The sequence below is a fragment of the Methylobacterium sp. 10 genome (genome assembly GCF_000519085.1).
Lineage (GTDB): Bacteria > Pseudomonadota > Alphaproteobacteria > Rhizobiales > Beijerinckiaceae > Methylobacterium.
This window is the reverse complement of record NZ_KI912577.1, coordinates 4306733-4329540: the sequence shown is the minus strand read 5'-3', so window position 1 is coordinate 4329540 and position 22808 is coordinate 4306733. Positions and strand designations below refer to the sequence as shown.

At 66.7% G+C, this 22808-nt stretch carries 22 protein-coding genes and 1 tRNA gene; 18 read left to right on the top strand and 5 right to left on the bottom strand.

Going from position 1 to position 22808, the window contains the following annotated elements; translation table 11 throughout:
- The first annotated feature begins 279 nt into the window (after positions 1–279).
- The gene (locus K368_RS0120370; RefSeq protein WP_027173953.1) at positions 280–921 is read left to right on the top strand and encodes a DUF2147 domain-containing protein; all 642 of its coding nucleotides are present in this window, start codon (positions 280–282) and stop codon (positions 919–921) included.
- 78 nt (positions 922–999) lie between these two features.
- On the opposite strand, the gene K368_RS0120365 is transcribed toward K368_RS0120370, so the two are convergent.
- Together K368_RS0120365 and K368_RS0120360 are read right to left on the bottom strand one after the other, a co-directional pair.
- Complete coding sequence (locus K368_RS0120365; protein WP_027173952.1) at positions 1000–2217, bottom strand: serine hydrolase domain-containing protein; 1218 nt, start codon at positions 2215–2217, stop codon at positions 1000–1002.
- A gap of 207 nt (positions 2218–2424) precedes the next feature.
- Positions 2425–2919, bottom strand: a complete 495-nt coding sequence (locus K368_RS0120360; protein ID WP_027173951.1) for a DUF427 domain-containing protein — start codon at positions 2917–2919, stop codon at positions 2425–2427.
- A 241-nt stretch (positions 2920–3160) separates the two neighbouring features.
- Here K368_RS0120360 and otsB point away from each other — a divergent pair, with 241 nt between their 5' ends.
- Complete coding sequence (gene otsB / locus K368_RS0120355) at positions 3161–3907, top strand: trehalose-phosphatase (protein ID WP_245259631.1); 747 nt, start codon at positions 3161–3163, stop codon at positions 3905–3907.
- Positions 3908–4033: 126 nt separating this feature from the next.
- The gene (locus K368_RS0120350; RefSeq protein WP_027173949.1) at positions 4034–5044 is read left to right on the top strand and encodes a glucokinase; all 1011 of its coding nucleotides are present in this window, start codon (positions 4034–4036) and stop codon (positions 5042–5044) included.
- 9 nt (positions 5045–5053) lie between these two features.
- Here the strand turns inward: K368_RS0120350 and K368_RS27155 are convergent, their stop codons facing one another.
- Both K368_RS27155 and purD read right to left on the bottom strand, forming a co-directional pair.
- Positions 5054–5224, bottom strand: coding sequence for a hypothetical protein (locus K368_RS27155; protein WP_197031045.1), 171 nt, complete (start codon positions 5222–5224; stop codon positions 5054–5056).
- A gap of 84 nt (positions 5225–5308) precedes the next feature.
- The gene (gene purD, locus K368_RS0120340) at positions 5309–6592 is read right to left on the bottom strand and encodes a phosphoribosylamine--glycine ligase (protein WP_027173948.1); all 1284 of its coding nucleotides are present in this window, start codon (positions 6590–6592) and stop codon (positions 5309–5311) included.
- A 597-nt stretch (positions 6593–7189) separates the two neighbouring features.
- On the opposite strand from purD, the gene xseA reads away from it, so the two are divergent.
- The 15 genes from xseA to K368_RS0120260 all read left to right on the top strand — a co-directional run bounded on the left by xseA (position 7190) and on the right by K368_RS0120260 (position 21790).
- Positions 7190–8845: an exodeoxyribonuclease VII large subunit gene (gene xseA / locus K368_RS0120330; protein WP_027173946.1), complete on the top strand. Its 1656-nt coding sequence runs from the start codon at positions 7190–7192 to the stop codon at positions 8843–8845.
- 172 nt (positions 8846–9017) lie between these two features.
- Positions 9018–9245, top strand: coding sequence for a DUF4170 domain-containing protein (locus tag K368_RS0120325; protein ID WP_018043154.1), 228 nt, complete (start codon positions 9018–9020; stop codon positions 9243–9245).
- Positions 9246–9372: 127 nt separating this feature from the next.
- A complete protein-coding gene (locus tag K368_RS0120320) occupies positions 9373–10317 on the top strand; it encodes a ribose-phosphate pyrophosphokinase (RefSeq protein WP_019903469.1) in 945 nt (314 codons plus the stop codon).
- A gap of 293 nt (positions 10318–10610) precedes the next feature.
- Positions 10611–11321, top strand: a complete 711-nt coding sequence (locus tag K368_RS0120315) for a DUF1013 domain-containing protein (protein ID WP_027173945.1) — start codon at positions 10611–10613, stop codon at positions 11319–11321.
- Between the two features lie 155 nt (positions 11322–11476).
- The gene (locus tag K368_RS0120310; RefSeq protein ID WP_027173944.1) at positions 11477–12055 is read left to right on the top strand and encodes a hypothetical protein; all 579 of its coding nucleotides are present in this window, start codon (positions 11477–11479) and stop codon (positions 12053–12055) included.
- A gap of 284 nt (positions 12056–12339) precedes the next feature.
- Positions 12340–14070: a 30S ribosomal protein S1 gene (gene rpsA, locus K368_RS0120305; RefSeq protein WP_027173943.1), complete on the top strand. Its 1731-nt coding sequence runs from the start codon at positions 12340–12342 to the stop codon at positions 14068–14070.
- A 724-nt stretch (positions 14071–14794) separates the two neighbouring features.
- Positions 14795–16525 (top strand): malate dehydrogenase (quinone), encoded by a 1731-nt coding sequence (mqo, locus tag K368_RS0120300; protein ID WP_197031044.1) that lies wholly within the window; start codon positions 14795–14797, stop codon positions 16523–16525.
- 395 nt (positions 16526–16920) lie between these two features.
- Positions 16921–17901: a signal peptide peptidase SppA gene (gene sppA / locus K368_RS0120295; protein WP_027173941.1), complete on the top strand. Its 981-nt coding sequence runs from the start codon at positions 16921–16923 to the stop codon at positions 17899–17901.
- Positions 17902–17979: 78 nt separating this feature from the next.
- On the top strand, positions 17980–18300 hold the full coding sequence (ihfB, locus tag K368_RS0120290; protein WP_027173940.1) for an integration host factor subunit beta: 321 nt from the start codon (positions 17980–17982) through the stop codon (positions 18298–18300).
- A gap of 40 nt (positions 18301–18340) precedes the next feature.
- Positions 18341–18712, top strand: coding sequence for a LapA family protein (locus K368_RS0120285; RefSeq protein ID WP_027173939.1), 372 nt, complete (start codon positions 18341–18343; stop codon positions 18710–18712).
- Between the two features lie 13 nt (positions 18713–18725).
- Positions 18726–19370 carry a phosphoribosylanthranilate isomerase gene (locus K368_RS0120280; RefSeq protein WP_027173938.1) on the top strand — a complete coding sequence of 215 codons (645 nt, stop codon included), beginning with the start codon at positions 18726–18728 and terminating at the stop codon, positions 19368–19370.
- A gap of 135 nt (positions 19371–19505) precedes the next feature.
- Positions 19506–20747 (top strand): tryptophan synthase subunit beta, encoded by a 1242-nt coding sequence (gene trpB / locus K368_RS0120275; protein ID WP_027173937.1) that lies wholly within the window; start codon positions 19506–19508, stop codon positions 20745–20747.
- A 116-nt stretch (positions 20748–20863) separates the two neighbouring features.
- A tRNA-Met gene (locus tag K368_RS0120270) sits at positions 20864–20940 on the top strand.
- A gap of 308 nt (positions 20941–21248) precedes the next feature.
- A complete protein-coding gene (locus K368_RS0120265) occupies positions 21249–21521 on the top strand; it encodes a BrnT family toxin (RefSeq protein WP_027173936.1) in 273 nt (90 codons plus the stop codon).
- Positions 21500–21790, top strand: a complete 291-nt coding sequence (locus tag K368_RS0120260) for a BrnA antitoxin family protein (protein WP_027173935.1) — start codon at positions 21500–21502, stop codon at positions 21788–21790. The genes K368_RS0120265 and K368_RS0120260 overlap by 22 nt, the downstream gene beginning before the upstream one ends.
- Positions 21791–21914: 124 nt before the next feature.
- On the opposite strand, the gene K368_RS0120255 is transcribed toward K368_RS0120260, so the two are convergent.
- Complete coding sequence (locus K368_RS0120255; RefSeq protein WP_027173934.1) at positions 21915–22808, bottom strand: NAD(+)/NADH kinase; 894 nt, start codon at positions 22806–22808, stop codon at positions 21915–21917.

The following is a 22808-nucleotide window of genomic DNA, read 5'->3' as shown; positions in this document are numbered from 1 at the left end:
TCAATGGCGGGATCAGGGTCGGTGCGTGAGCACCGGCCCTTTTTCATGCGGCATCGTCCGAGGCGAGATGCCTATGACCTCACGAAGAATTCTCTCGTTGCCCCCGCGAAATCCGTTAGGACGCCGTGGGCCGGCCATGATCCGGTCACGTTCACATCCGAAGCCGGGGCCTTCAGACGAGGGCGGCTCCCGCCACCGCGTGCTCGACCACGCGCCCCGGACGGGCGGACGGCATGGGCACGGACGGTCGCGTTTCGGGTCGGGTTAAGGATGTTCTTGATGACGTATCGACCCATTTCGGTCATGGCCGGGCGCCTCCTGGCGCCGGCGGCCGGTCTCGCACTCAGTGCGATATCCGGTCTCGCCATGGCTGCTCCCAACGATCCGAGCGGAACCTGGCTCACCGAGGATGGCCGGGCTCGCGTCCGCCTCGAGAAATGCGGTGCGAAGAACGATCACGTCTGCGGCTACGTCGTCTGGCTGAAGGTGCCGCTGAACGACAAGGGCCAGCCCCGGATCGACTTCAAGAACCCCGACCCGAAGAAGCAGGCCCGCCCCTCCCTCGGCCATCAGCTCATCATGGGCATCAAGCCCAACGCCGAGAACCATTACGAAGGCAAGATCTACAACGCCGAGGACGGTTCGTTCTACGACGTGACGATCTGGAGCGAGAAGCCCGGCGAACTCACCGTGCGCGGCTGCATGCTGCGCTTCATGTGCATGTCGCAGGCCTGGACCAAGGTCACCGACACTTTGCCGGGACAGATCACCGGACCCACCAACGGCCCGGGTGGTCCCCGCTCCGATCCGGAATGGGCGCCCAAGCCCGCGCCGGCCGCGACGGGGGCCGGTGCGCCGGCCGCGCCCGCCACGAAACCGGCCGCGACGGCCCCGAAGCCGGCGACCAAGCCCGCCGAGTAGGCTACCGGCCGGACGCGCCGACCGACGATCCATGAAAGCGGCATCGTCCCGGATCCGGGACGATGCCTGGAAGCTCCGTCACTCCACGAGGGCGGCGTAGGTCAGCACCCGCAATTCCCGTCTGATCGGCAGGGCCGAGGACGGGATGAGCTGGGCCAGCATCACCACCGCGAGATCCTCTGCCGGGTCGATCCAGAACGAGGTACTGGCCAGGCCGCCCCAGGCGACTTCGCCGGGCGTGCCGACGATCTGCGCCCGCGCGGGGTCGAGCATGACCGAGAATCCGAGCCCGAAGCCGATTCCGGTATAGGACGATTCCGAGAAGCGCGGCTGGCCCATCGAGGCGAGGTCGCCGCCGAGATGGTTCATCAGCATCAGGTCCACCGTCTTGCGGCCGAGGAGCCGCACGCCGTCGAGGGCGCCGCGCCCGAGGATGAAGCGGCAGAAGCGCATGTAGTCCGACGCCGTCGAGACGAGACCGCCCCCGCCCGAGGCGATCGCGGGCCTGGCGGCGAAGCGGCTTCCCACCGCGTCGTCGTAGAGCTTGAGGCTGCGGTCGCGGAACAGGCTGTAATTGGCCGCCAGCCGCGAGACCTTGTCGGCTGGCACGAAGAAATCCGTATCGACCATGCCCAGCGGATCGATCACCCTCGTTTTGAGGAAATCGCCGAAATCCTGGCCCGAGACCACCGCGACGAGGTGGCCGAGGAGGTCGGTGGCGACGCTGTAGTTCCATTCCGCGCCGGGCTGGGCGAGGAGGGGCTGACGCGCCAGCCGGGCGACCACCTCGGCGAGGCTCGCGTCCTGGTTCTCGCCGAAATCGACACCGTTCTGCCGGTAGAGCGCGTCGACGAGGGTCGCTTCCATGAAGCCGTAGGTGAAGCCCGCCGTATGGGTGAGGAGGTCCCGGATGGTGATCGGGCGCTCCGCCGGCACGGTCTCGGCCTTGACCCGGTTGCCGCCGGTGAAGACCCGCATCTCGGCGAATTCGGGCAGGAAGCGGGTGATCGGGTCGTCGAGCTGGAAGCGCCCTTCCTCGTAGAGCATCATCACGGCCACCGAGGTCAGCGGCTTCGTCATCGAGTAGATGCGGGTGATCGTATCGGCGGCGAACGGCGTCGCGCGGGCGATGTCGGCCAGACCATGGGCGCGGAAGAACGCGGTCTCCCCGCGCCGCGACAGCATCACCGAGAGGCCGGCGAGCTTGCCCTCGGCCACCAGCCTTCGCATCCAGCCATCGACCCGCTCGAGCCGCTCGGGGCAGAGGCCGAGGGCCTTCGGGTCGGTTATGGGCATCTCCTGCACCGGGATGTCCTGCATGCGCGCCACTCCGTCTTCACCGCCCTCGGGCGGCCGTCTCGTCGAACCTGATCCCGGGCTTTAGAGCATCGTTCGGCGCCATGGGTACCGGTATCTGCCGGCTTTCGGTGACACGCCGAAGGGCCGTCGCATGGCGCATCGAAGGCCCGTCGCGTGGCGCAGGGAAACCGCCGGCCGTGGCGCTCACCAGCCCATGCTCCCCGGCCCGCCCTTGAACGGGCCGACGACCTCCGGGGTGATCCAGCCGCCATAGAAACCGCCGGGCTGCGGCTCGACCTTCACGTCGCCGACGAAACAGGCCTCCATCGCCCCGGCATAGAAGGAGACATAACCGGCGATGGCCGCGAAATCCGGTTTGGGCGCCGGGTAGGCCCAGGCCGCGCCCGGAGCCCGATGCCCCCCGGCCACGACATCGTAGAGGACGGCGCGGCCCTTCCATTCGCAGATCCCCGCCGTCTTGGCCGGTCCGAGCACGCCGTCGGCCACGTCGCCGGGGGGCAGGTAGTAGGTCGGCGGATGGCTCGTTTCGAGCACGCGGTAACCCGCCGCCGTCTCGGCGACGATCGTGCCGGCGAAGACCACACGCAGGCGCCGGGCCACGCGCTCCAGCCGCGGCGGGCGCGGATAATCCCACACGCTTTCCTGGCCGGGACCGCAGGGCAGGGGTGTCGGGTGCATCGGCGTCATCCTCGATTCGAAGGACTGTCAGGGGGGTGTCGGTCGAGCGTCCTCCCGGAAACGGGAGACCGCTGTCGCGACGGGGCCGGCGCGGAGGCGATATTCGAGACACGGCGTTTGCGCGTGGCGCGGGCCATGCTAGCCCCGCTCGCGACGCGGATGATAGGTATTCGGCCGCTTTGGTGGATCGGCCGTCTCGGTGAGCCGGCCATCCCGAGCGAGACACCCTGGGACAATGCCTGTGACGGATTTCGCCCTCTTTCTCGATTTCGACGGCACCCTCGTGGAGATCGCTCCGCGGCCGGACCAGGTGGTGGTCGCCCCGGAGCTCGCGCCCGCGCTCCTGCGCTTGCGGGACCGCCTCGGCGGAGCGCTCGCCATCGTCACCGGCCGCCCCATCGCGGTGATCGACGACTTTCTCTCGCCCGCCAGGTTCGACGTCGCCGGACTTCACGGGGTCGAGCGGCGGGTCGACGGGATCGTATCCGGCGGAAGCGCCGAGGATCATCCCGCCCTGCGCGCCCGCATCGCCGGTTTGAAGGACGCCGTGCGCGACCTCGAATCCGTGCTGATCGAGGACAAGGGTGCCTCCGTCGCCGTGCATTGGCGCCTCGCCACGCCCACCGACGCTGCGCAGGCGGAGGAGGCGGTGAAGGCGGCGGCGGCCGATCTCGGCGCCGATTACCGGCTGCAGCTGGGCAAGGCGGTTGGTGAGATCGTCCCGGCCTCGGCCACCAAGGGCCATGCCATCCGCGCCTTGTCGGAAGCGCCGCCCTATGCCGGCCGTCGCGCGATGTTCCTCGGCGACGATCTCACCGACGAGAAGGCCTTCGCCGTGGTGAACGAGACGGGCGGGGTCAGCGTCCGCATCGGCGGCAGCGACACCATCGCCACGCGGCGTCTCACGGATCCCGATGCCGTGCGCGCACTCATCTATGCCTGGGCCGATGGAGCGCCGATCGACCCCGACGCCCTGCCGCCCGCCTGAGGGCGCGACCGGCCGCGGTCCCGTATCCGGGCCGGTGCCGCAGACCCGATCGTGACGCTCCGCCCTCGATTCGAGGGCAGGAGAGATGTCAAACTCCGGATTCCAGCGCGAAGGACAACCGTACGCATGTTCGAGTTCCCGGTCCTCGTCGGCGATATCGGCGGCACCAATGCCCGTTTCGCACTCGTGCCGGAGCCGGGCGCCGAGGCGGAGATCGTCGGGCATGTCCAGACGAACGCCTTCCCCGACCCGAGTGCCGCGATCAGGTCCGTTCTCGATACGCATGCCGGACCGGCGCCGCGCTCGACGATCCTGGCCGTCGCCGCCCGGATCGATGGGCCCGCCGTCCGCCTCACCAATGCGGACTGGGTCATCGAGGGTGCGCGGATCGGGCGGGATTTCGGCCTTTCGCGTGCGGTCGTCGTCAACGATTACGTGCCTGTCGCCGCCGGCGCCGTGGATATCGCACCCACCGACCTGACGCCGATCGGCCCCTATCGCGACGGCGGGCTGAAGGGCGACCAGGGGACCAGGCTCGTCCTTGGTCCCGGAACCGGGTTCGGCGCCGCAGCGGTCATCCCCTACGCGGACCGGCTCACCATCGTCTCCACCGAAGCGGGACACGTGGATTTCGGGCCCGCCGATGCGGCCGAAGAGGAGATCTGGCGGCATGTGGAGCGGATCGAGGGGCGGGTGACGGTCGAGGCGCTGCTCTCGGGGCCTGGGCTCGCGCGCCTCTACAAGGCGGTCCATCGCGCCCGAACCGGTCGGGACGCGGCGGAGGCCGAGCCTGCCATGGTAACCACGCGGGGGGTCGACGGGAGCGATCCTCATGCGGTCGAATCCGTCGCCCTCTTCACCAAGCTTCTCGGCCGGGTCTGCGGTGACCTTGCCCTGACGTTCCTCGCCACGGGTGGCGTCTATATCGGCGGCGGCATCGCGCCGCGGATCCTGCCCATCCTGGAAAAGGGCGATTTCCGGCGGTCCTTCGAGCACAAGCCGCCCTTCGTCACGCAGATGGAGGCGATCCCCACCAGCGTGATCTCCGTCCAGGACCCCGCCTTTTCAGGCCTCGCCGCCCTGGCGAACCGGTACGACGTGTTCGTCTATCACGGACAGATCTGGACCAAGGACTGAGCCGGGCGGCTACTCGTCCGAGTCGTCGTCGACGTTCTGCTCGGCCTCGTCATAGGTGTAGCCTTCGAGCCAGTCGGCGCTATTCTGCGATCCGGCGGGGTAGGGGTTGGACGCATCCGGCTGGCCCGCGATCTTGGCGGCCTTGCCCTCTTCCATCACGGTCTTCGAGACGTAGCCCATCGGTCGATTCCTCCGCGCCGGCGCGATACCGGCCGTCACCGTGCAAGATGAGCGGGCGCCCGGGATTTCAAGGGCACCGTCCCGTCAGATGCCGTCCCCGGCCACTTCGCGGGCCACGGCCCGTCGGCCGATGTCCCGGCGGCAGAAGCCCTCGGGCCAGTCGATCCGCGACACCGCCGCATAAGCGCGGGCCTGGGCCTCCATCATGCTGTCGCCGGTCGCCGTCACCGCCAGAACCCGGCCGCCATCGGCGACGATGCGGCCATTCTCCGCCCGCGTGCCGGCCTGGAACACGATGACCGCGTTGTTGGCGCCGGCCTCCGCGATCCCCCGGATGGTCGAACCCCGCATCACCGCGCCGGGATAACCGGCCGCCGCCATCACCACGGTCAGCGCGGCGCGATGGGCGTCGAATTGCAGCGCGATGCCGGTGACGTCGCCCTCGCAGGCGGCGAGCAGGGCCGGCACCAGATCCGAGGCGAGACGGGGCATCAGCACCTGCGCCTCGGGGTCGCCGAAGCGGGTGTTGTACTCGATGAGCTTGGGCCCTTCGGCGGTCAGCATCAGGCCGGCATAGAGAATGCCGGTGAAGGGCGTCCCGCGCTCGCGCATTCCCGCCAGGGTCGGGGCGATGATCGTGTCCATCACCTCACGTTCGAGGGCGGGCGTGAGGATGGTGGCCGGGGAATAGGCGCCCATGCCGCCGGTATTGGGGCCGCGATCCCCGTCGAACACACGCTTATGGTCCTGCGCCGTCCCGATCGGCACCGCGTTCGTGCCGTCGCAGAGGGCGAAGAAGCTCGCCTCCTCGCCGAACAGGCATTCCTCGATGACGATCTCGGCGCCTGGCTCCCCGAGCATGGACCGGACCGCGCTCTCGGCCTGTTCCAGGGTCTCCGCGACCACGACGCCCTTGCCGGCGGCGAGGCCGTCGGCCTTCACCACGATGGGCGCACCGGATTGCGCCAGATAGGCGAGGGCGGCGTCCCGCTCGGTGAAGCGGGCGAAGGCGGCGGTGGGGATGCCACGCTCGGCGCAGAGATCCTTGGTGAAGCCCTTCGAGCCTTCGAGCTGCGCCGCCGCCCTGGTGGGCCCGAAGGCTCGGATGCCCGCCACCAGGAGATCGTCCACGAGGCCCGCCACGAGGGGGGCCTCCGGCCCGACCACCACGAGACCGATCCCGGCGGTCTCGCAGAACCGCCTCACCGCCTCATGGTCTGTGACCGCGAGATCGGGACGGTTCTCGCCGTACTCGGCCGTGCCCGGATTGCCCGGGGCCGTGAACAAACGGGAGCAGAGCGGGCTTTTGGCGATGGCATAAGCCAGGGCATGTTCGCGTCCGCCGGAGCCGATGAGGAGGATGTTCATAAGTCACGCTTCGAAGGACGCGGAAGGCATGCCGGGATGCCGGAGCCGGCATGAACTGGAGCCGGAGCGAATGGCCAAGTGGCAACGGGTCGAGTGGCGAACGGTCGGTCCGAAATATAGCATCGTCGAAGGCCTACAGCGCCGGGCGGCGGGCATTCCCGAACAGGGTTTCCCCCGAAAAGCGAAAGATGGAAAGCCTTCCCGCTAGGCATGCGCTCGCGAAGGCCCCGGCACACCGATCGTATCGATGCCCAAAATTCCTTCTCCGACCTCGCGCAATTGATGATTATCGCAGGAACGATGCGAGCCCTCCGCGGGTTGGATAAAGTCATGCCAGGATGTCGCCACTCCGCTGCCCCGCCGATGGTCCCGCAAACCGGGTCCGGACTTCGTTTGTCGCAGTTCCTCGTGAGTGGCCGACCCTCGGTCCGACCCGTCAACGACAACAGACCGCCGCACGTCCCGGGGTTCTGGCCCTGGGCGCTCGCCATCGGAGTCGCTCCCGTCCTGTCGGGCATTCTCCTGCTGGCCTTCATGTTCTAGCGGACGGCGCCGGGGTTTACCCCATTGCCGGCCCGGCCTAGCGTCCGCCGCACCATGGCCCTCGTTCCTCCCCCCGCCTCAAATCCTGCCTCTTCAAATCCCACCGCTTCGACTCCGGCGGTCTCCAACGCACCTGAATGGTCCGTGGGAGATCTCGCTTCGGCTCTGAAACGGACGTTGGAAGATGCGTTCGGCCATGTCCGATTGCGCGGCGAGATTTCAGGCTATCGCGGCCAGCATGGCTCCGGACACGCCTATTTCTCGCTGAAGGATGGCACTGCCCGCATCGACGCGGTGGTTTGGAAGGGAACGTTCAACCGCCTGCGCCAGCGACCCCAGGAGGGGCTGGAGGTGGTTGCCACCGGGCGCATCACCACCTTCGCCGGCAAGTCGTCTTATCAGATCGTCGTCGAGACCCTCGAGCCCGCTGGGATCGGCGCCTGGATGGCTTTACTGGAGGAGCGCAAGCGTGTCCTCGCGGCGGAAGGCCTGTTCGCCACCGAGCGCAAGCGTGCGATCCCCTATCTTCCCCGGGTCGTCGGCGTGGTGACCTCACCCACCGGCGCCGTCATCCGGGACATTCTTCACCGGTTGGAAGATCGCTTCCCGCGACCGGTCCTGGTCTGGCCGGTGCGTGTCCAGGGGGAGGGGGCGGCCGAGGAGATCGCCGCCGCTATCCGTGGCTTCAATGCGCTCGTGCCGGACGGTGCGATCCCACGGCCGGACGTGCTCATCGTCGCGCGGGGCGGCGGCTCGATCGAGGATCTGTGGGCGTTCAACGAAGAGATCGTGGTCCGCGCCGCCTCGGAGAGCACCATCCCCCTGATTTCGGCGGTGGGCCACGAGACCGACACCACCCTGATTGATTTCGTCTCGGATCGCCGCGCGCCGACGCCGACGGGCGCCGCCGAGATGGCCGTTCCCGTTCGCGCGGATCTCGTCGCCGAGATCCGCGACCTCGGCCACCGCCAAGGCGAAGCCGTCCGGCGCAAGCTCGACCGCGAAGGCTCCGACCTACGGGCGCTCCTGCGCGCCATGCCGGGGGCGGATGCCTTCCTCGCGGGAAAACGCCAACGGCTCGACCTCGCCGAGGCCCGGCTCATGCCGGCGCTGGCCGGAAATGCGCGCGACCACCGGGCGCGGTTCGGCCGCCTGCTCGATCGGCTCGGGCGGCACCCGCCGGAATTGCGGCTGGCCCAGGCGCGCGGCCGCCTCGCCCTCGTCGCCGACCGTCCTCGTTCCGCCCTGCAGAACTACGCGACGCGCAAGAGCGAGGCGCTGGCCTATCTCGGCCGGCGCCTCGTCGTCGCCCGCGAACAGACCCTCGTTCGCGCCCGCACGGAGACCGCCCGCCGCTCCGAACGCCTCGGCGCCCTCGATACGCGGCTCGGCCAGGCGGTCCGTCGCCTGATCGAGCGCCGAAGCGACAGGCTCGGCAATTTCGCAGCGCTCCTCGGCACGCTGAGCTACCGCGCCGTCCTCGCCCGCGGCTTCGCCCTGGTCCGCGACGAGGACGGGGCCCCGGTGCGTGCCGCCGCCTCGGTGACGCCGGGACAGCGCCTCGGCATAGAGTTCGCGGATGGGACCCGGTTCGTCCGCTCCGAACCTCAGGACGATGCGGCGCCCGGCGGGAAGGGACCGCCGAAGCGCAAGCGGCCACCGCGAAAGCCGGCGGGGGCCCCGCCTCAGCAATCCCTGTTCGAAGTGTGAGTCCCGCGGCCGGCGCATGGCGGCCCTGAGACAACTGGCGCGGCGGATGCTTGACGACGCGCGGTATCTCGCTTCGCGTCTCGAACACCGCTAAAGCGCGGCGCCGCATGTCGGCCCCGCACCCTCGATCCTACCCCGTGCCAGCGGCCCCACAGCCTGCCAAGGAGAAACGATGACCACCACGATCGATAGCGGACAGAAGCTGCACCTCGTCTTCGGCGGCGAGCTCGAGAACCTCGAAGGCATCAATTTCCGCGATGTGAAGGGGCTCGACATCGTCGGAATCTTTCCAGACTATGCCTCCGCGCAGAGCGCCTGGAAATCCAAGGCGCAGGCCACCGTCGACAGCGCTCAGACTCGCTATTTCATCGTCCATCTCCACCGCCTGCTGGAGCCATGATCTGTGCAGGGCAGCCCGCCATGATCGGTGAAGGCATTGTGACACCGGGTCGGGGCCTGTAAGGGGTGCCGCGCCGAGGGGGCCGGTATCCGGCGCGGCACAGGAATCGTGAGATGAAGACGGCGGCATGAAGTCCTCGATCAAGATCATCGCTGGAAATGCCAGCCGTCCGCTGGCGGAGGCGATCTCCGCCTATCTCGAGCTTCCCCTGGCCAAGTGCATGGTCCGCCGATTCGCGGACATGGAGATCTTCGTCGAACTGCAGGAGAATGTCCGCGGCGAGGACGTCTTCATTGTGCAGTCGACCTCCTTCCCCGCCAACGATCACCTGATGGAACTGCTCATCATGATCGACGCGGCACGGCGCTCCTCGGCGCGGCGCATCACGGCGGTGATCCCCTATTTCGGCTATGCCCGGCAGGACCGGCGCACCTCCGGGCGCACCCCAATCTCGGCCAAGCTCGTGGCCAACCTCATTACCGAGGCAGGTGCCGACCGGGTGATGACCCTCGATCTCCATGCGGGACAGATCCAGGGCTTCTTCGACATTCCCACCGACAACCTCTTCGCCGCCCCGGTGATCGTGCGCGACATCAAGGAGCGTCTAGACCCGAAGGAATGGATGGTCGTCTCCCCCGATGTCGGCGGCGTGGTCCGCGCCCGCGCCATCGCCAAGCGCATCGACGCGACGCTGGCCATCGTCGACAAGCGCCGGGAGCGCCCGGGCGAATCGGAGGTCATGAACATCATCGGCGAGGTCGAGGGTCGGTCCTGCATCCTCGTCGACGACATCGTCGATTCCGGCGGCACCCTGGTGAACGCCGCCGAGGCCCTCCTGAACGCCGGCGCCAAGGATGTGTCGGCCTACATCACCCATGGGGTGCTCTCGGGCGGTGCGGTCTCCCGCATCGCCGCATCGCGGATGAAGGAATTGGTGATCACCGATTCCATTCAGCCGACGCAGGCGGTCAAGCTCGCTCGCAACATCCGCGTGGCCACCATCGCCCCGCTCTTGGGTGAGGCCATCGGCCGAACGGCGACGGAATCGAGCGTTTCGAGCCTGTTCGTCTGACGGTCGGCGCCGCGTATCGCGGGCGCCCCACCGCGCCGATGCGCTGGAGCCGGTCGTTGGGCGGCATCGAGACTCCGCCGCACGGTTGCGAATCGCCAGGGGAGATCGCGCGTATCAGGCCATCGATTGGCGATGACCGGACGTGAAGGCAATTGCGCGCCCTTCGGCCGCCGCCTATATACGCTGATCCCCTTTTGAGAGCGTGAGACGGGACTTCCGGATCGATTCATCCGGAGCCTGCGGACCGATGCCCGGCGCCGCCCGTTCCCCCGCTAACGTCGGAGCCATAGAGCATGTCCCAAGGTCCGCTGATGCCGAAGGCGACCGCCGTCTGGCTGGTCGAGAACACGTCCCTCGCCTTCGAGCAGATCGCCGATTTCTGCAAGCTGCATCCCCTCGAAGTGAAGGGCATCGCCGATGGCGAAGTCGCCGCCGGGATCAAGGGCCTCGACCCGATCACCACCGGGCAGCTCACCCGCGACGAGATCGAGAAGGCGCAGAACGCCCCCAACTACAAGCTCAAGGTCGCCATCTCGAAGGTGAAGCTGCCCGAGGTCAAGCGCACCACCAAGGGGCCGCGCTACACACCGCTGTCGCGCCGCCAGGATCGGCCGAACGCCATCCTCTGGCTGCTGCGCAACCACCCCGAGCTCAAGGACGCGCAGGTCATCCGACTCGTCGGCACCACCAAGTCGACGATCCAGCAGATCCGGGAGCGCACCCACTGGAATTCCGGCTCGCTGCAGCCGATGGACCCGGTGACCCTCGGCCTCTGCACGCAGATCGACCTCGATTTCGAAGTCCAGCGCGCCGCCAAGGACCGCCCGGCTGTCTTGCCCACCGATGCCGGCGCGACCCTGCTGCCGACCGAAGTCTCCACCGCCGGCAATTTCGAGGAAGCCGACGAGCATCACCGCAACGAGCGCGACGAGAAGCTCAACGCGGATTCGGTCTTCGCCAAGCTCAAGGGCATGCGCAGCCCCGAGGACGAAGACGAGGAGTAGTCGTCGCGTCGAACGTCCGCCAACCAACAGACATCAGACCAAAGGCGCCGCTGTTGCGGCGCCTTTGTCGTCTTGGTGCGCTGCATGATCGCCAAACATAAGAAAATGCGCAATATTGATCGCCCTCGATTGCCGGGGACACTTTTACGGGGCGAATGATGGCCTCTCACGAAACGGCACACGACGTGGCGGAGTACGAGCCGGGCGGCCACGCGATCGGGTCCGACATCCTGGCCGCGGGATCCGGTCCCGACACGGCGGCTGCCGACGCCGATCCGCGACTGGTGGCATCAGAACCGGTGACGTTGGCCGAGTCGCTGATGAACGAAGAAGGCTGGAGCCCGCTCAACTTCAGCGAGGCCGGGCCGAACCCGCCCTATCTGCGCATCGGAGGCAAGCTCCGGATGACGCTCACGGAATACGAGCCCTGTTTCTCGTCCCACATCCGCGACCGCATCCTGTTCCGGTCCAAGGTCTCGATCGCGGAGCACCTCCGGAAATACGATCAGATGATGATCGATCCCCTGGCTTTCGAGGAGTGTTTCGGCCCCGGTCAGGGTACTGACGCGACATTCCCCTTCGGCGCGTGGCTGACGATCCGCAAGATCGGCTTTTCCGGAATCGAACTCTGGGACAAGGGCCGCGGGGACGTGGAGATGCCGCTCGAGGCGCTCTCGGTCGCCTCCGCGATCTGGCTGCGCCACGCCGATACGCCGCGGTGGATGCTCGCTTGAACGCGTCCCTCGCCGGGGATCGTAAGCGTTCTGTTGCCGAAACGGACGCGATCGGTTATGGGAGCGCCGTCCTCCCTTCGGATTCGACTGTGCGCGGGCTTTTCGTCCCGCCATCGGCCCGTTGGGGAATGGCCCTCGACCATTGTTCCAGATTGCGTCGGCCCTCCTGCGGGGGGTGAGCCTGTTGGGTCCTCCAGGGGCCTCGTAGGCGGCGATCGCCGAGGGTGCCCCGTCACACGAACCGCCGACGCCGGCCTCGACCATGAGGCCTGTCAGGAGACAGAATGACCGCTGGTAACGCCCTGCAGCGTAACCCGAGCCGCGACGACTTCGCGGCTCTCCTCGAGGAGAGCTTCCTCGAGCACGAGATCACCGAAGGTTCCGTCGTCAAGGGTCGCGTCGTCGCGATCGAGAAGGACGTGGCCGTCATCGACATCGGCGCCAAGACGGAAGGCCGTGTCGCCCTCAAGGAATTCAACGGCCCCGGCCGCGAAGGCGAACTCGTCGTCGGCGACGAGGTCGAGGTCTATGTCGACCGCATCGAGAACGCGCTCGGCGAGGCCGTCATCTCGCGCGACAAGGCGCGCCGCGAGGAGAGCTGGGTCAAGCTCGAGAAGGCCTTCGAGGCCAACGAGCGCGTCACCGGCGCGATCTTCAACCAGGTCAAGGGCGGCTACACCGTCGACCTCGACGGCGCCGTGGCGTTCCTGCCGCGCTCGCAGGTGGACATCCGTCCCGTCCGCGACGTCACCCCGCTGCTGGGCACCCCGCAGCCGTTCCAGATCCTCAAGATGGATCGCCGCCGCGGCAACATCGTCGTGTCGCGCCGCACCGTCCTCGAAGAGAGCCGCGCCGAGCAGCGCTCCGAGCTCGTGGCCAACCTCGAAGAGGGTCAGGTCATCGACGGCGTCGTCAAGAACATCACCGAGTACGGCGCCTTCGTCGATCTCGGCGGGATCGACGGCCTGCTCCACGTCACCGACATGGCGTGGCGCCGCGTGAACCATCCGTCCGAAGTCGTGACCATCGGCCAGACGGTCAAGGTCAAGATCATCAAGATCAATCACGAGACCCACCGCATCTCGCTCGGCATCAAGCAGCTGCTCGCCGATCCGTGGGAGGGTATCGCCCAGCGCTACCCGGTCGACGCCAAGCTCAAGGGCCGTGTCACCAACATCACCGATTACGGCGCCTTCGTGGAGCTGGAGCCGGGCATCGAAGGCCTGATCCACGTCTCCGAGATGTCCTGGACGAAGAAAAACGTCCATCCGGGCAAGATCGTTTCCACCTCGCAGGAAGTGGAAGTGCAGATCCTCGAAGTCGATCCCGTCAAGCGCCGCATCTCGCTCGGCCTCAAGCAGACCCTCCAGAACCCCTGGGAGGCCTTTGCCGAGCAGCATCCGGTCGGCTCCGAGGTCGAGGGTGAGGTCAAGAACAAGACCGAGTTCGGTCTGTTCATCGGTCTCGACGGCGACGTCGACGGCATGGTCCACCTGTCGGATCTCGACTGGAACCGTCCCGGCGAACAGGTCATCGAAGAGTTCAAGAAGGGCGACATGCTGCGCGCCCAGGTTCTCGACGTCGACGTCGAGAAGGAGCGTATCTCGCTCGGCGTGAAGCAGCTTGGCGGCGACCCCTTCACGGAGGCCGGCGAGTTCAAGAAGGGTCAGATCGTGACCTGCGAAGTGCTGGAAGTGAAGGATTCGGGCGTCGAGGTGAAGATCGTCGACACCGACCTCTCCACCTTCATCCGCCGGGCCGAGCTCGCCCGCGACCGTGGCGATCAGCGTCCCGAGCGCTTCGCCGCCGGGGAAAAGTTCGATGCCCGCGTGATCCAGTTCGATCGCAAGGCGCGTCGGGTCCAGCTCTCGATCAAGGCCCTGGAAATGGCCGAGGAGAAAGAGGCGATGGCTCAGTTCGGCTCCGCCGATTCCGGCGCCTCCCTCGGCGAGATCCTCGGTGCCGCCTTCAAGAAGGCCCGCACCAGCGACGACAAGGACGACGCGCAGGACTAAGTCCGGCGCCGACAGAACGGTCGCCGGCTCTCGCGAGCCGGTGATCGCATCCTGAAAGCCCGCGTGGGATCGCCTCCCGCGCGGGTTTTTCTTTGTCTCGACATGGCCCCTTACGGGCATACGCGCCATGACACGGCAGTTTCAAAACCCGGCATTTGAACGGATTGCGGCTGCCGGCAGATTGTTGGCCGCCGGTCCATCGTCTAGGAGACGGGCAAACAAGGGATCGGCTCGAACTGCAAACGCCACTGTTCGAGACACCGTCTGTGCCGGACGGGATTCCGGAACGGCAGCCCGGATGGGACATTCGGGCCGCACGACCACCTGCCGAAACAGCCCCGACGCTTGGCGGTTAGCTGATGCCCTTCGCGCCGGCTCGCCGTCGATCATGGCCGGGCCGTCCTGCTGAATTCGTTAGGCTATGGAAACATAACCGGCGTCATGAGGCGTCGAACGGATACCTCGTCTATAAATATTCCAGAGAGAAAATCAGAACAACCAAACGTATCTTGGGACTGACAAATAATAGCTGGAAGACCATTGCCGATCCCGTTACCTGTCGAGATCAGCAAGGCATCGATCCGGTAGACTGGTCTAGCCAGCACACCGGGCAAGAATGCCCTTTGGGAAGAAGCGCTCCTCCGATCCTCTCGATCCGATGCCCTGGACGGACAGACGTCCGATGAGGGTCCTCCGGACGTGTTCCACAAAACGAGGTATGGCGATGAGCGCCGATGACAACGATACCCGCCCGTCCAAGGACATTTCCTCCACGGCACCTGCCTTGAACCGCAGGCAGATCCTCGGCACGGCCTTGACCGGGATGGCGGCCGTGGCCATGCCCGGCTCCCTTGTCCTCGCCGCCCCCGCGGCGAAGAAGGTCGATGTCCTCCTGATCGGCGGCGGCATCATGAGCGCAACGCTCGGTGTCTGGCTGCGTGAACTCGAACCCAACTGGTCAATTCAGATGGTCGAGCGGCTCGACGGCGTGGCGAAGGAGAGTTCCAACGGCTGGAACAACGCCGGCACCGGCCATTCCGCCCTCGCTGAGCTCAACTACACGCCCGAGAAGAAGGACGGGCAGATCGAGATCGCCAAGGCCGTCGAGATCAACGAGGCCTTCCAGGTCACTCGCCAGTTCCTGTCGTGGCAGGTTCGTAACGGCGTCCTGAAGAACCCGCGCTCCTTCATCAACTATACCCCGCATATGAGCTTCGTGTGGGGTGACGAGAACGTCGCCTTTCTCAAGAAGCGTCATGCCGCGCTCAAGGCAAGCCCGCTCTTTGCCGGCATGGACTATTCGACCGATCCCGAGCAGATCCGGAAATGGGTTCCCCTCATGATGGAGGGGCGCGATCCCAAACAGAAGATCGCAGCCACCTGGACGTCGCTGGGCACCGACGTGGAGTTCGGCGAGATCACCCGCCAGTTCGTCGCCCATCTGCAGAGCCAGCCGAATTTCGAGCTAAAGGCCTCGACCGAGGTCCGGACCATCGACAAGAACCCCGACGGCTCATGGCGCGTGGTCTCGCGGAACCTCAAGGACGGGTCCGAGCAGAGTTTCGACGCCAAGTTCGTGTTCATCGGCGCGGGCGGCGGATCCCTGCATCTCCTGCAGAAATCCGGCATTCCGGAAGGCGACGATTACGCGGGCTTCCCCGTAGGCGGCTCGTTCCTCGTCAACGAGAATCCCGATGTGACGACGCAACATCTGGCGAAGGCCTACGGCAAGGCCTCGGTCGGGTCGCCGCCGATGTCCGTTCCGCATCTGGACACACGCGTTCTCGACGGCAAGCGCGTCCTTCTGTTCGGTCCCTTCGCGACCTTCTCAACCAAGTTCCTGAAGGAGGGCTCCTATTTCGACCTCCTGTCCTCGACGACCACCAGCAACGTCTGGCCGATGGTTCGCGTGGGCGTGGATGAATATCCGTTGGTGGAGTATCTGGCCGGTCAGCTGATGCTTTCGGACGATGACCGCATCGCCGCCCTGCGCGAGTATTTCCCCAAGGCCAAGAAGGACGAATGGCGCTTGTGGCAGGCAGGCCAGCGCGTGCAGATCATCAAGCGCGACAAGGAGAAGGGCGGCGTCCTGAAACTCGGCACGGAAATCGTCAGCGCGAAGGACGGCAGCATCGCGGCCCTACTCGGCGCCTCGCCAGGCGCGTCCACCGCTGCCCCGATCATGCTGAAGGTGCTGGAGAAGGTGTTCGCCTCGAAGGTCTCTTCCCCTGAATGGCAGGCGAAGCTCCGGCAGATCGTCCCGAGCTACGGTCTGAAGCTGAACGACGATCCGGAGCGGGTCGCTCAGGCCTGGGCCTATACGAGCGAGCAGCTGCAGCTCCCGTCGCCCCCACAGATCGACGTGGAGGCCCTGAAGCAGACGCCGGTCGGCAACACCGTCCTCAACAGCAACCGCACCACCACAACGCAGCCGGTCCACGACCTCGCTCCCTGAACGGGCGAATGAGGACGCCGAATTCCCCGATGCCGCGAGTTCGGCATCGGGGGATTCCGCATGAGTCGGGCGATCGAAGGAATGACCGGGCGCCACACCCAAGCCCCCGCATCCCGCGTGGCTTTGCGCCGAAGCCTCGCGTGCAGTCGACGAGTCCTCTTGCCGGTCCACCGGAGGGGGCGCTAGAACACGGCCCTGCTTTCGCGTACCCCGAACTCCATCGGTATTCCGGCGGAAGGACACGAGAGCTGCCAAAGGCTTGATGCAATCCGGCGGCGGGTGTGGAACACATCTCAAGGGGACGTTTGGAGGCACCTTTACCGGTACATCCATACGTACCGTGAGCGAACAGCCGGCCACAACGGTCGGACGAGTCAAGGGAGCGGGACGATCGCATGGCTGCAGACGCCGAACTACTGATCGATCGCCGGCGCTTGCGCCGCAAACTCTCGTTGTGGCGCGTCGTCGGGATCGGCGGGTTGATCGTCGCCGTCGGTGCGGTGGGCTACCGGGTTCGGGGCAATGACGGCTTCGGTTTCCCTGCCGTGAAGCCGCAGATCGCCCGCATCTCCATCGGTGGCTTTATCGCCGGCAGCGAATCGACGACCAAGCTCATCGAACGGGTCCGCGACGCCAGCGCCGTGCAGGGCGTCATCGTCTCGATCTCGTCGCCGGGCGGCACCACCACCGGCTCGGAAGAACTCTACCGCAACCTGCGCGCGCTGTCCGAGAAGAAGCCGATGGTGGCCTTCGTCGACGGTACGGCGGCCTCCGGCGCCTATATCGCCGCCATCGCGGCCGATCATATCATTGCGCGGGAAACCGCCCTCGTCGGTTCCATCGGCGTACTGTTCCAGTATCCCGATCTGTCCGGCCTGCTCGACAAGGTCGGCGTCAAGGTCGAGTCGGTGAAGTCGTCTCCGCTGAAGGCCGAGCCGTCGGGCTTCACCCCGACCTCGCCCGAGGCCCGCGCCGCCCTGGCCTCCGTCGTCGGCGATACCTATGCCTGGTTCAAGGGCCTCGTCTCCGAGCGGCGCAAACTCTCCGAGAAGGAACTCGCAACCGTGTCCGACGGGCGCGTGTTCAGCGGCCGCCAGAGCGTTCCGCTGAAGCTGGTCGACGGGGTCGGCGGCGAGCGTCAGGCAGTGGCCTGGCTCGAGACCGAGCGCAACGTCACCAAAGGCCTGCCCGTGCGTGACTGGAAGGCGAAATCCGAGAGCGATTTCAAACTCTGGTCGGCCCTCGGCATGGGTGCCGACCTCCTGGGGCTAGGCGGACTTGCCACGCGCCTGCGGCAGGTCGGCGACGAGACGGCAGGTCTCGCGCAGGGGGGCCTCCTCGCCCTTTGGCGTCCGGGCTCCGCCGATGTGCCTTGAGGGCGACGCCGAACCACGCCTGCCTGGATCACGTCCGCAGGGGTGCCGGAACCGCATGAATTCAGGGAAGACCGCCGCATGATCAAGTCGGAGCTCGTGCTCAGGATCGCAGAGCAGAACCCGCATCTCTACCAGCGCGACGTGGAAACCCTGGTGAAGGCGATCCTCGACACGATCGCCGAGGCTTTGGCGCGCGGCGACCGTGTGGAACTGCGTGGCTTCGGCGCGTTCTCGGTCAAGCGCCGCGATGCGCGCCGGGGGCGCAACCCGCGCACCGGTGAACCCGTTGCCGTCTCCGAGAAGGCCATCCCCGTGTTCAAAACGGGCAAGGAGATGCGCCAGCGACTCAATGAAGCCGGGATCGGCGCGGAGGAGCCCTCCGAGAATGAGGAATCCTGAACGCCATGCACAGCCTCGTCCCATCGATCGGAGTGTCTCGATGATCCGCTTCTTCAAGGGTTTGGTCCTGCTTCCCGTTGCGATCGTGGTCGTCGCCCTGGCCGTCGCCAATCGGGAGGTCGTCCGCCTGTCCTTCGATCCGTTCACGACGGACACGCCGGCCTTCAGCCTGCCGCTGCCGCTCTACGTCCTGATCTTCGCCTCCGTCGCCATCGGCATTCTCTGCGGCGGCATCGGAACGTGGCTGGGCCAGTCGGGCACGCGGCAGACGAGCGCCGCCCGCCGCCGCGAGATCCGTCGCCTGGAGGGCGAGACCGAGCGTCTGAAGTCGCGAGTCGCGGCCACCGAAGCCGAACCCGCCCAGCGCTATCCCGGTCTCGACAGCCGCGTCGCGCTCCCCGCGCCGCGTTAGACCGGGCACCGTCATGCCGTCGATCCGCGTCAAGATCTGCGGGCTGAGCACGCCCGACACTCTCGACGCGGCGATCTCGGCCGGGGCCGACCTCGTCGGCTTCGTGCATTTTCCCAAGAGCCCGCGCCATGTCCCTCTGGAGACGGCGTGCCTGTTGTCGGAACGGGCGAAAGGCAGGGCGGAGCGGGTCGTCCTCCTCGTGGACCCGGACGATGCATTGATCGATGCGGCCCTCGGCGCCGTCGATCCGGACTGGATACAGCTCCACGGGCACGAGACACCCGAGCGTGTCGCGGCCATCCGCGATCGCAGCGGCCGCCCCGTGATGAAGGCGGTCGGCGTCTCGACGCGCTCGGACCTCGCCGCCATCGCCGGGTATGGAGCGGCCGACCGCATCCTTCTCGACGCGAAACCGCCGCCGGATGCAGCTCTTCCCGGCGGCAACGGCCTCGCCTTCGATTGGGACTTGCTGGCAGGTCTGGACCTGCCGGCGGGGACCATGCTGTCCGGCGGTCTCACGCCCGGAAACATCGCCGAGGCCCTCGTCCGGACGGGCCTGCGCGCCGTCGACGTCTCCTCGGGCGTCGAGACCCGGCCGGGAGAGAAGAGCCCTGAGCGCATCGCCGCCTTCATCGCGGCGGTTCGGACCTACGAATAGGGTCCGATTTCACAAATCGACGCGTTCGCCGCATTGTAGACGCCCCCCACGCGGGTCTAGGCATTGGCGCAACCCAATACCGAACGCACAGGCCCGGCGGAGATTCGCCGGCCGAAGACGCGAAGGACGACAACCGTGACCATCGCCCCCTCTCCGAACTCGTTCCGCAACGGACCGGACGAGCGCGGCCGCTTCGGCATCTTCGGCGGTCGCTTCGTCGCCGAGACGCTGATGCCGCTCATCCTCGACCTTGAGAAGGCCTATACGGAGGCCAAGGCCGATCCGTCCTACCAGGAGGAGATGAACGGCCACCTGACCCATTACGTCGGTCGCCCGAGCCCGCTCTACTACGCCGAGCGAATCACCGAGCACCTGCGCGCGACATCGGCCCCGGGCCATGGCGCCAAGGTCTTCTTCAAGCGCGAGGAGCTGAACCATACCGGCTCGCACAAGGTGAACAACGTGCTCGGCCAGATCATGCTGGCCCGCCGCATGGGCAAGCCGCGGATCATCGCCGAGACCGGCGCCGGTCAGCACGGTGTCGCCACCGCCACCCTCTGCGCCCGGTTCGGCCTGAAATGCGTCGTCTACATGGGCGCCGTCGACGTGGCGCGCCAGGCGCCCAACGTCTTCCGCATGAAGATGCTCGGGGCCGAGGTGATCCCGGTGGAATCCGGCACCAAGACCCTCAAGGACGCCATGAACGAGGCGCTGCGCGACTGGGTTACCAACGTCGCCGACACGTTCTACTGCATCGGCACCGTGGCCGGACCTCACCCGTATCCGGCGATGGTGCGCGATTTCCAGTCGATCATAGGTCGCGAGACCAGGGAGCAGATGCTGGAGATGGAAGGGCGACTGCCCGACTCCCTCATTGCCTGCATCGGCGGCGGATCCAACGCCATGGGCCTGTTCCATCCGTTCCTCGACGACCGCGAGGTGGAGATCTACGGCGTCGAGGCCGCCGGCCACGGCATCTCCTCGGGCCTCCACGCCGCTTCCCTGTCGGGTGGAAAGCCGGGCGTTCTCCACGGCAACCGGACCTACCTGCTGCAGAACGAGGACGGCCAGATCGCCGACGCCCACTCGATCTCGGCCGGCCTCGACTATCCCGGCATCGGCCCCGAACACGCCTGGCTGCACGAGGCCAAGCGCGTCACCTACCTCTCGGCGACGGATTCCGAGACGCTGGAGGCGTTCAAGCTGTGCTCGATGCTGGAGGGCATCATCCCGGCCCTCGAGCCGGCCCACGCCCTCGCCAAGGTGTTCGAGATCGCTCCGACGAAGCCCGCCGAGCATCTGATGGTGCTCAATCTCTCGGGCCGTGGCGACAAGGACATTCCGCAGGTGGCCGAGATCCTGGGCACCCGCCTCTGAGAAAACCGCGACGGGGAGTGGCCAAGTCGCAAACTCCCCGTTGACACCCGAAGGCGGATTTCTTTATACCGCCGATCTCTTCAGGGGCGCCCGCACCGCGCGGGTTCCTTTGTTATGGCGGGGTAGCTCAGTTGGTTAGAGCAGAGGAATCATAATCCTTGTGTCGGGAGTTCAAATCTCTCCCTCGCTACCAAAGTTTTCGCCCGCTAAGTCTCTGACTTAGCGGGTATTTTTCTGCCTGATCCGGTATTGGATCGTCTAGCAGCACATCGCGGCAGTTAAGGCCTTCGACAGCCGGCCGAAACACCACGGCAAACGATGCTCAAGCAGCATCAAGCGACGCTGATCCCGACCGATGGTCGTTTTCAGCGCCTCCGGTGTGAGCCCTCGGTCACGCCGATCGAACGTCGGACCGACGCTCCACAGATCCGCGAAACAGCAGCCATTTTTGTACGCACAAAAATGTTTGCGAACGGTATTTGATGTGCGTACAATAAATTTATACCGATCACGTTCGACCCCGCCAAGAGCGAGAAAAACGCCGAGGAGCGCGGCTTGCCGTTCTCCCATGCAGAGGGCTTTGCCTTTGAGACTGCAGTGATCCGGCGGGATACACGGTTCGCCTATCCCGAGCGCCGCTTCCAGGCCCTCGGCAGGATCGGCAACCGCACCGTGATGCTCGTATTCACCCCGACCGCCGATGGCTTCAGGGTGATCTCCCTTCGCCCCACCAACCGTAAGGAGCGTGCGCTATGGCTCGCAAGCCAAATCTGACCGATGACGACGCCCCGGCTCTGACGGATACAGAGCTTTCCGAGATGCGCCCCGCACGCGAGGTTCTCACCGCCGACGAGTTCGCGGCTGTCACGTCGGTGCGCAAGGCCGCCAGAGGCCGGCCTATCGCCGCGAATCCCAAGGTGCCGGTGACGATCCGGCTCGATCCCGAGATCGTGGAGGCCTTCAAGGCCACTGGCTCCGGCTGGCAAAGCCGCATGAACGACGTCTTGCGCAAGGCCGCACGCGACCTTCAATCGGCGGCGTAAGCCTCGGGATCGCTTGGCGGATCATCCGTAGGGAAGCGCTATGTCTTCGCTTTCGTGAAGCGGATACTCGTCTTGCGCCGATGAAGGACCAAGGTGAGTGCGGCCAGCTTGCCGGCGAACGTGGTTAGGCCACCGCTAAATTAAGCGTGCGATCCGCCGGCGAGAGCCTGACCTGCCGGCCCCATTCGAAGGCCAGGAAATCCTGCTCGATCCCGTCGGCGAAGACGACGCCACCGTCGTTCATCCGCGAGGTGACGAGGAGCCCGGCATCGATCAGCTTGCCCGCGCGCAGCCGCGTGCCGCTGGCGATGCTCGGGAACGGCTCGCGCACCCAGTAGCCCACCGCCGCCTCCTCCGTGCCGAGGGGAACGGCGAGATGCGTCGCCTCGGCGATGGACCGCGCCCAGCCGGTCACTCCCGTACCGGACGCGACGATGAGACCGCTGGAGGATTGATCCTCGGCCTCGCCCGCCACCTCGACCCTGTAGCGCGCGGATTGGTGGCTGCGGTGCCCGACGAAGATCTCGTTCAGCGCGAACAGCGTCTCGCCCTGGTCGAGCACGGCCTGGACCATGGTGCGCCGCTCCACCTGCGCCGCGCCGTGGACGCTGGCGGTGAGCACCTGCCCGAGCCGCTCGACGGCGACCCGGACGAGGACCCCGTCATAGAGGTCGGGCGCCGGGTTGACGCCGATCACCGGCTGCGCACCGAGATACTTCGCGACATTGGCCACGAGCCCGTCCTGGCCCACGGCGACGACGACGTCGTCCGAGGCGAACAGGAAACGGTCGAGGTCGGCGCGCCGCACCAGGGCCTGGCGCCACTCACCCGGCACCGAGGCCCGTGCCTGGCTAAGCACGGCGTGGAACCGTTCGTGCCGCTCGACCACATCTTCCAGCTTCTGCCCACGGCTCTCGAGGAAGAAGCGTGCCTGCCCACTCGTCGCGTGCCGGGCGATCAGCGCCTCGTAATCCGTCTCGCGGATGACGAAGACCGCGCGGTGGGTGAGGGCGACCAT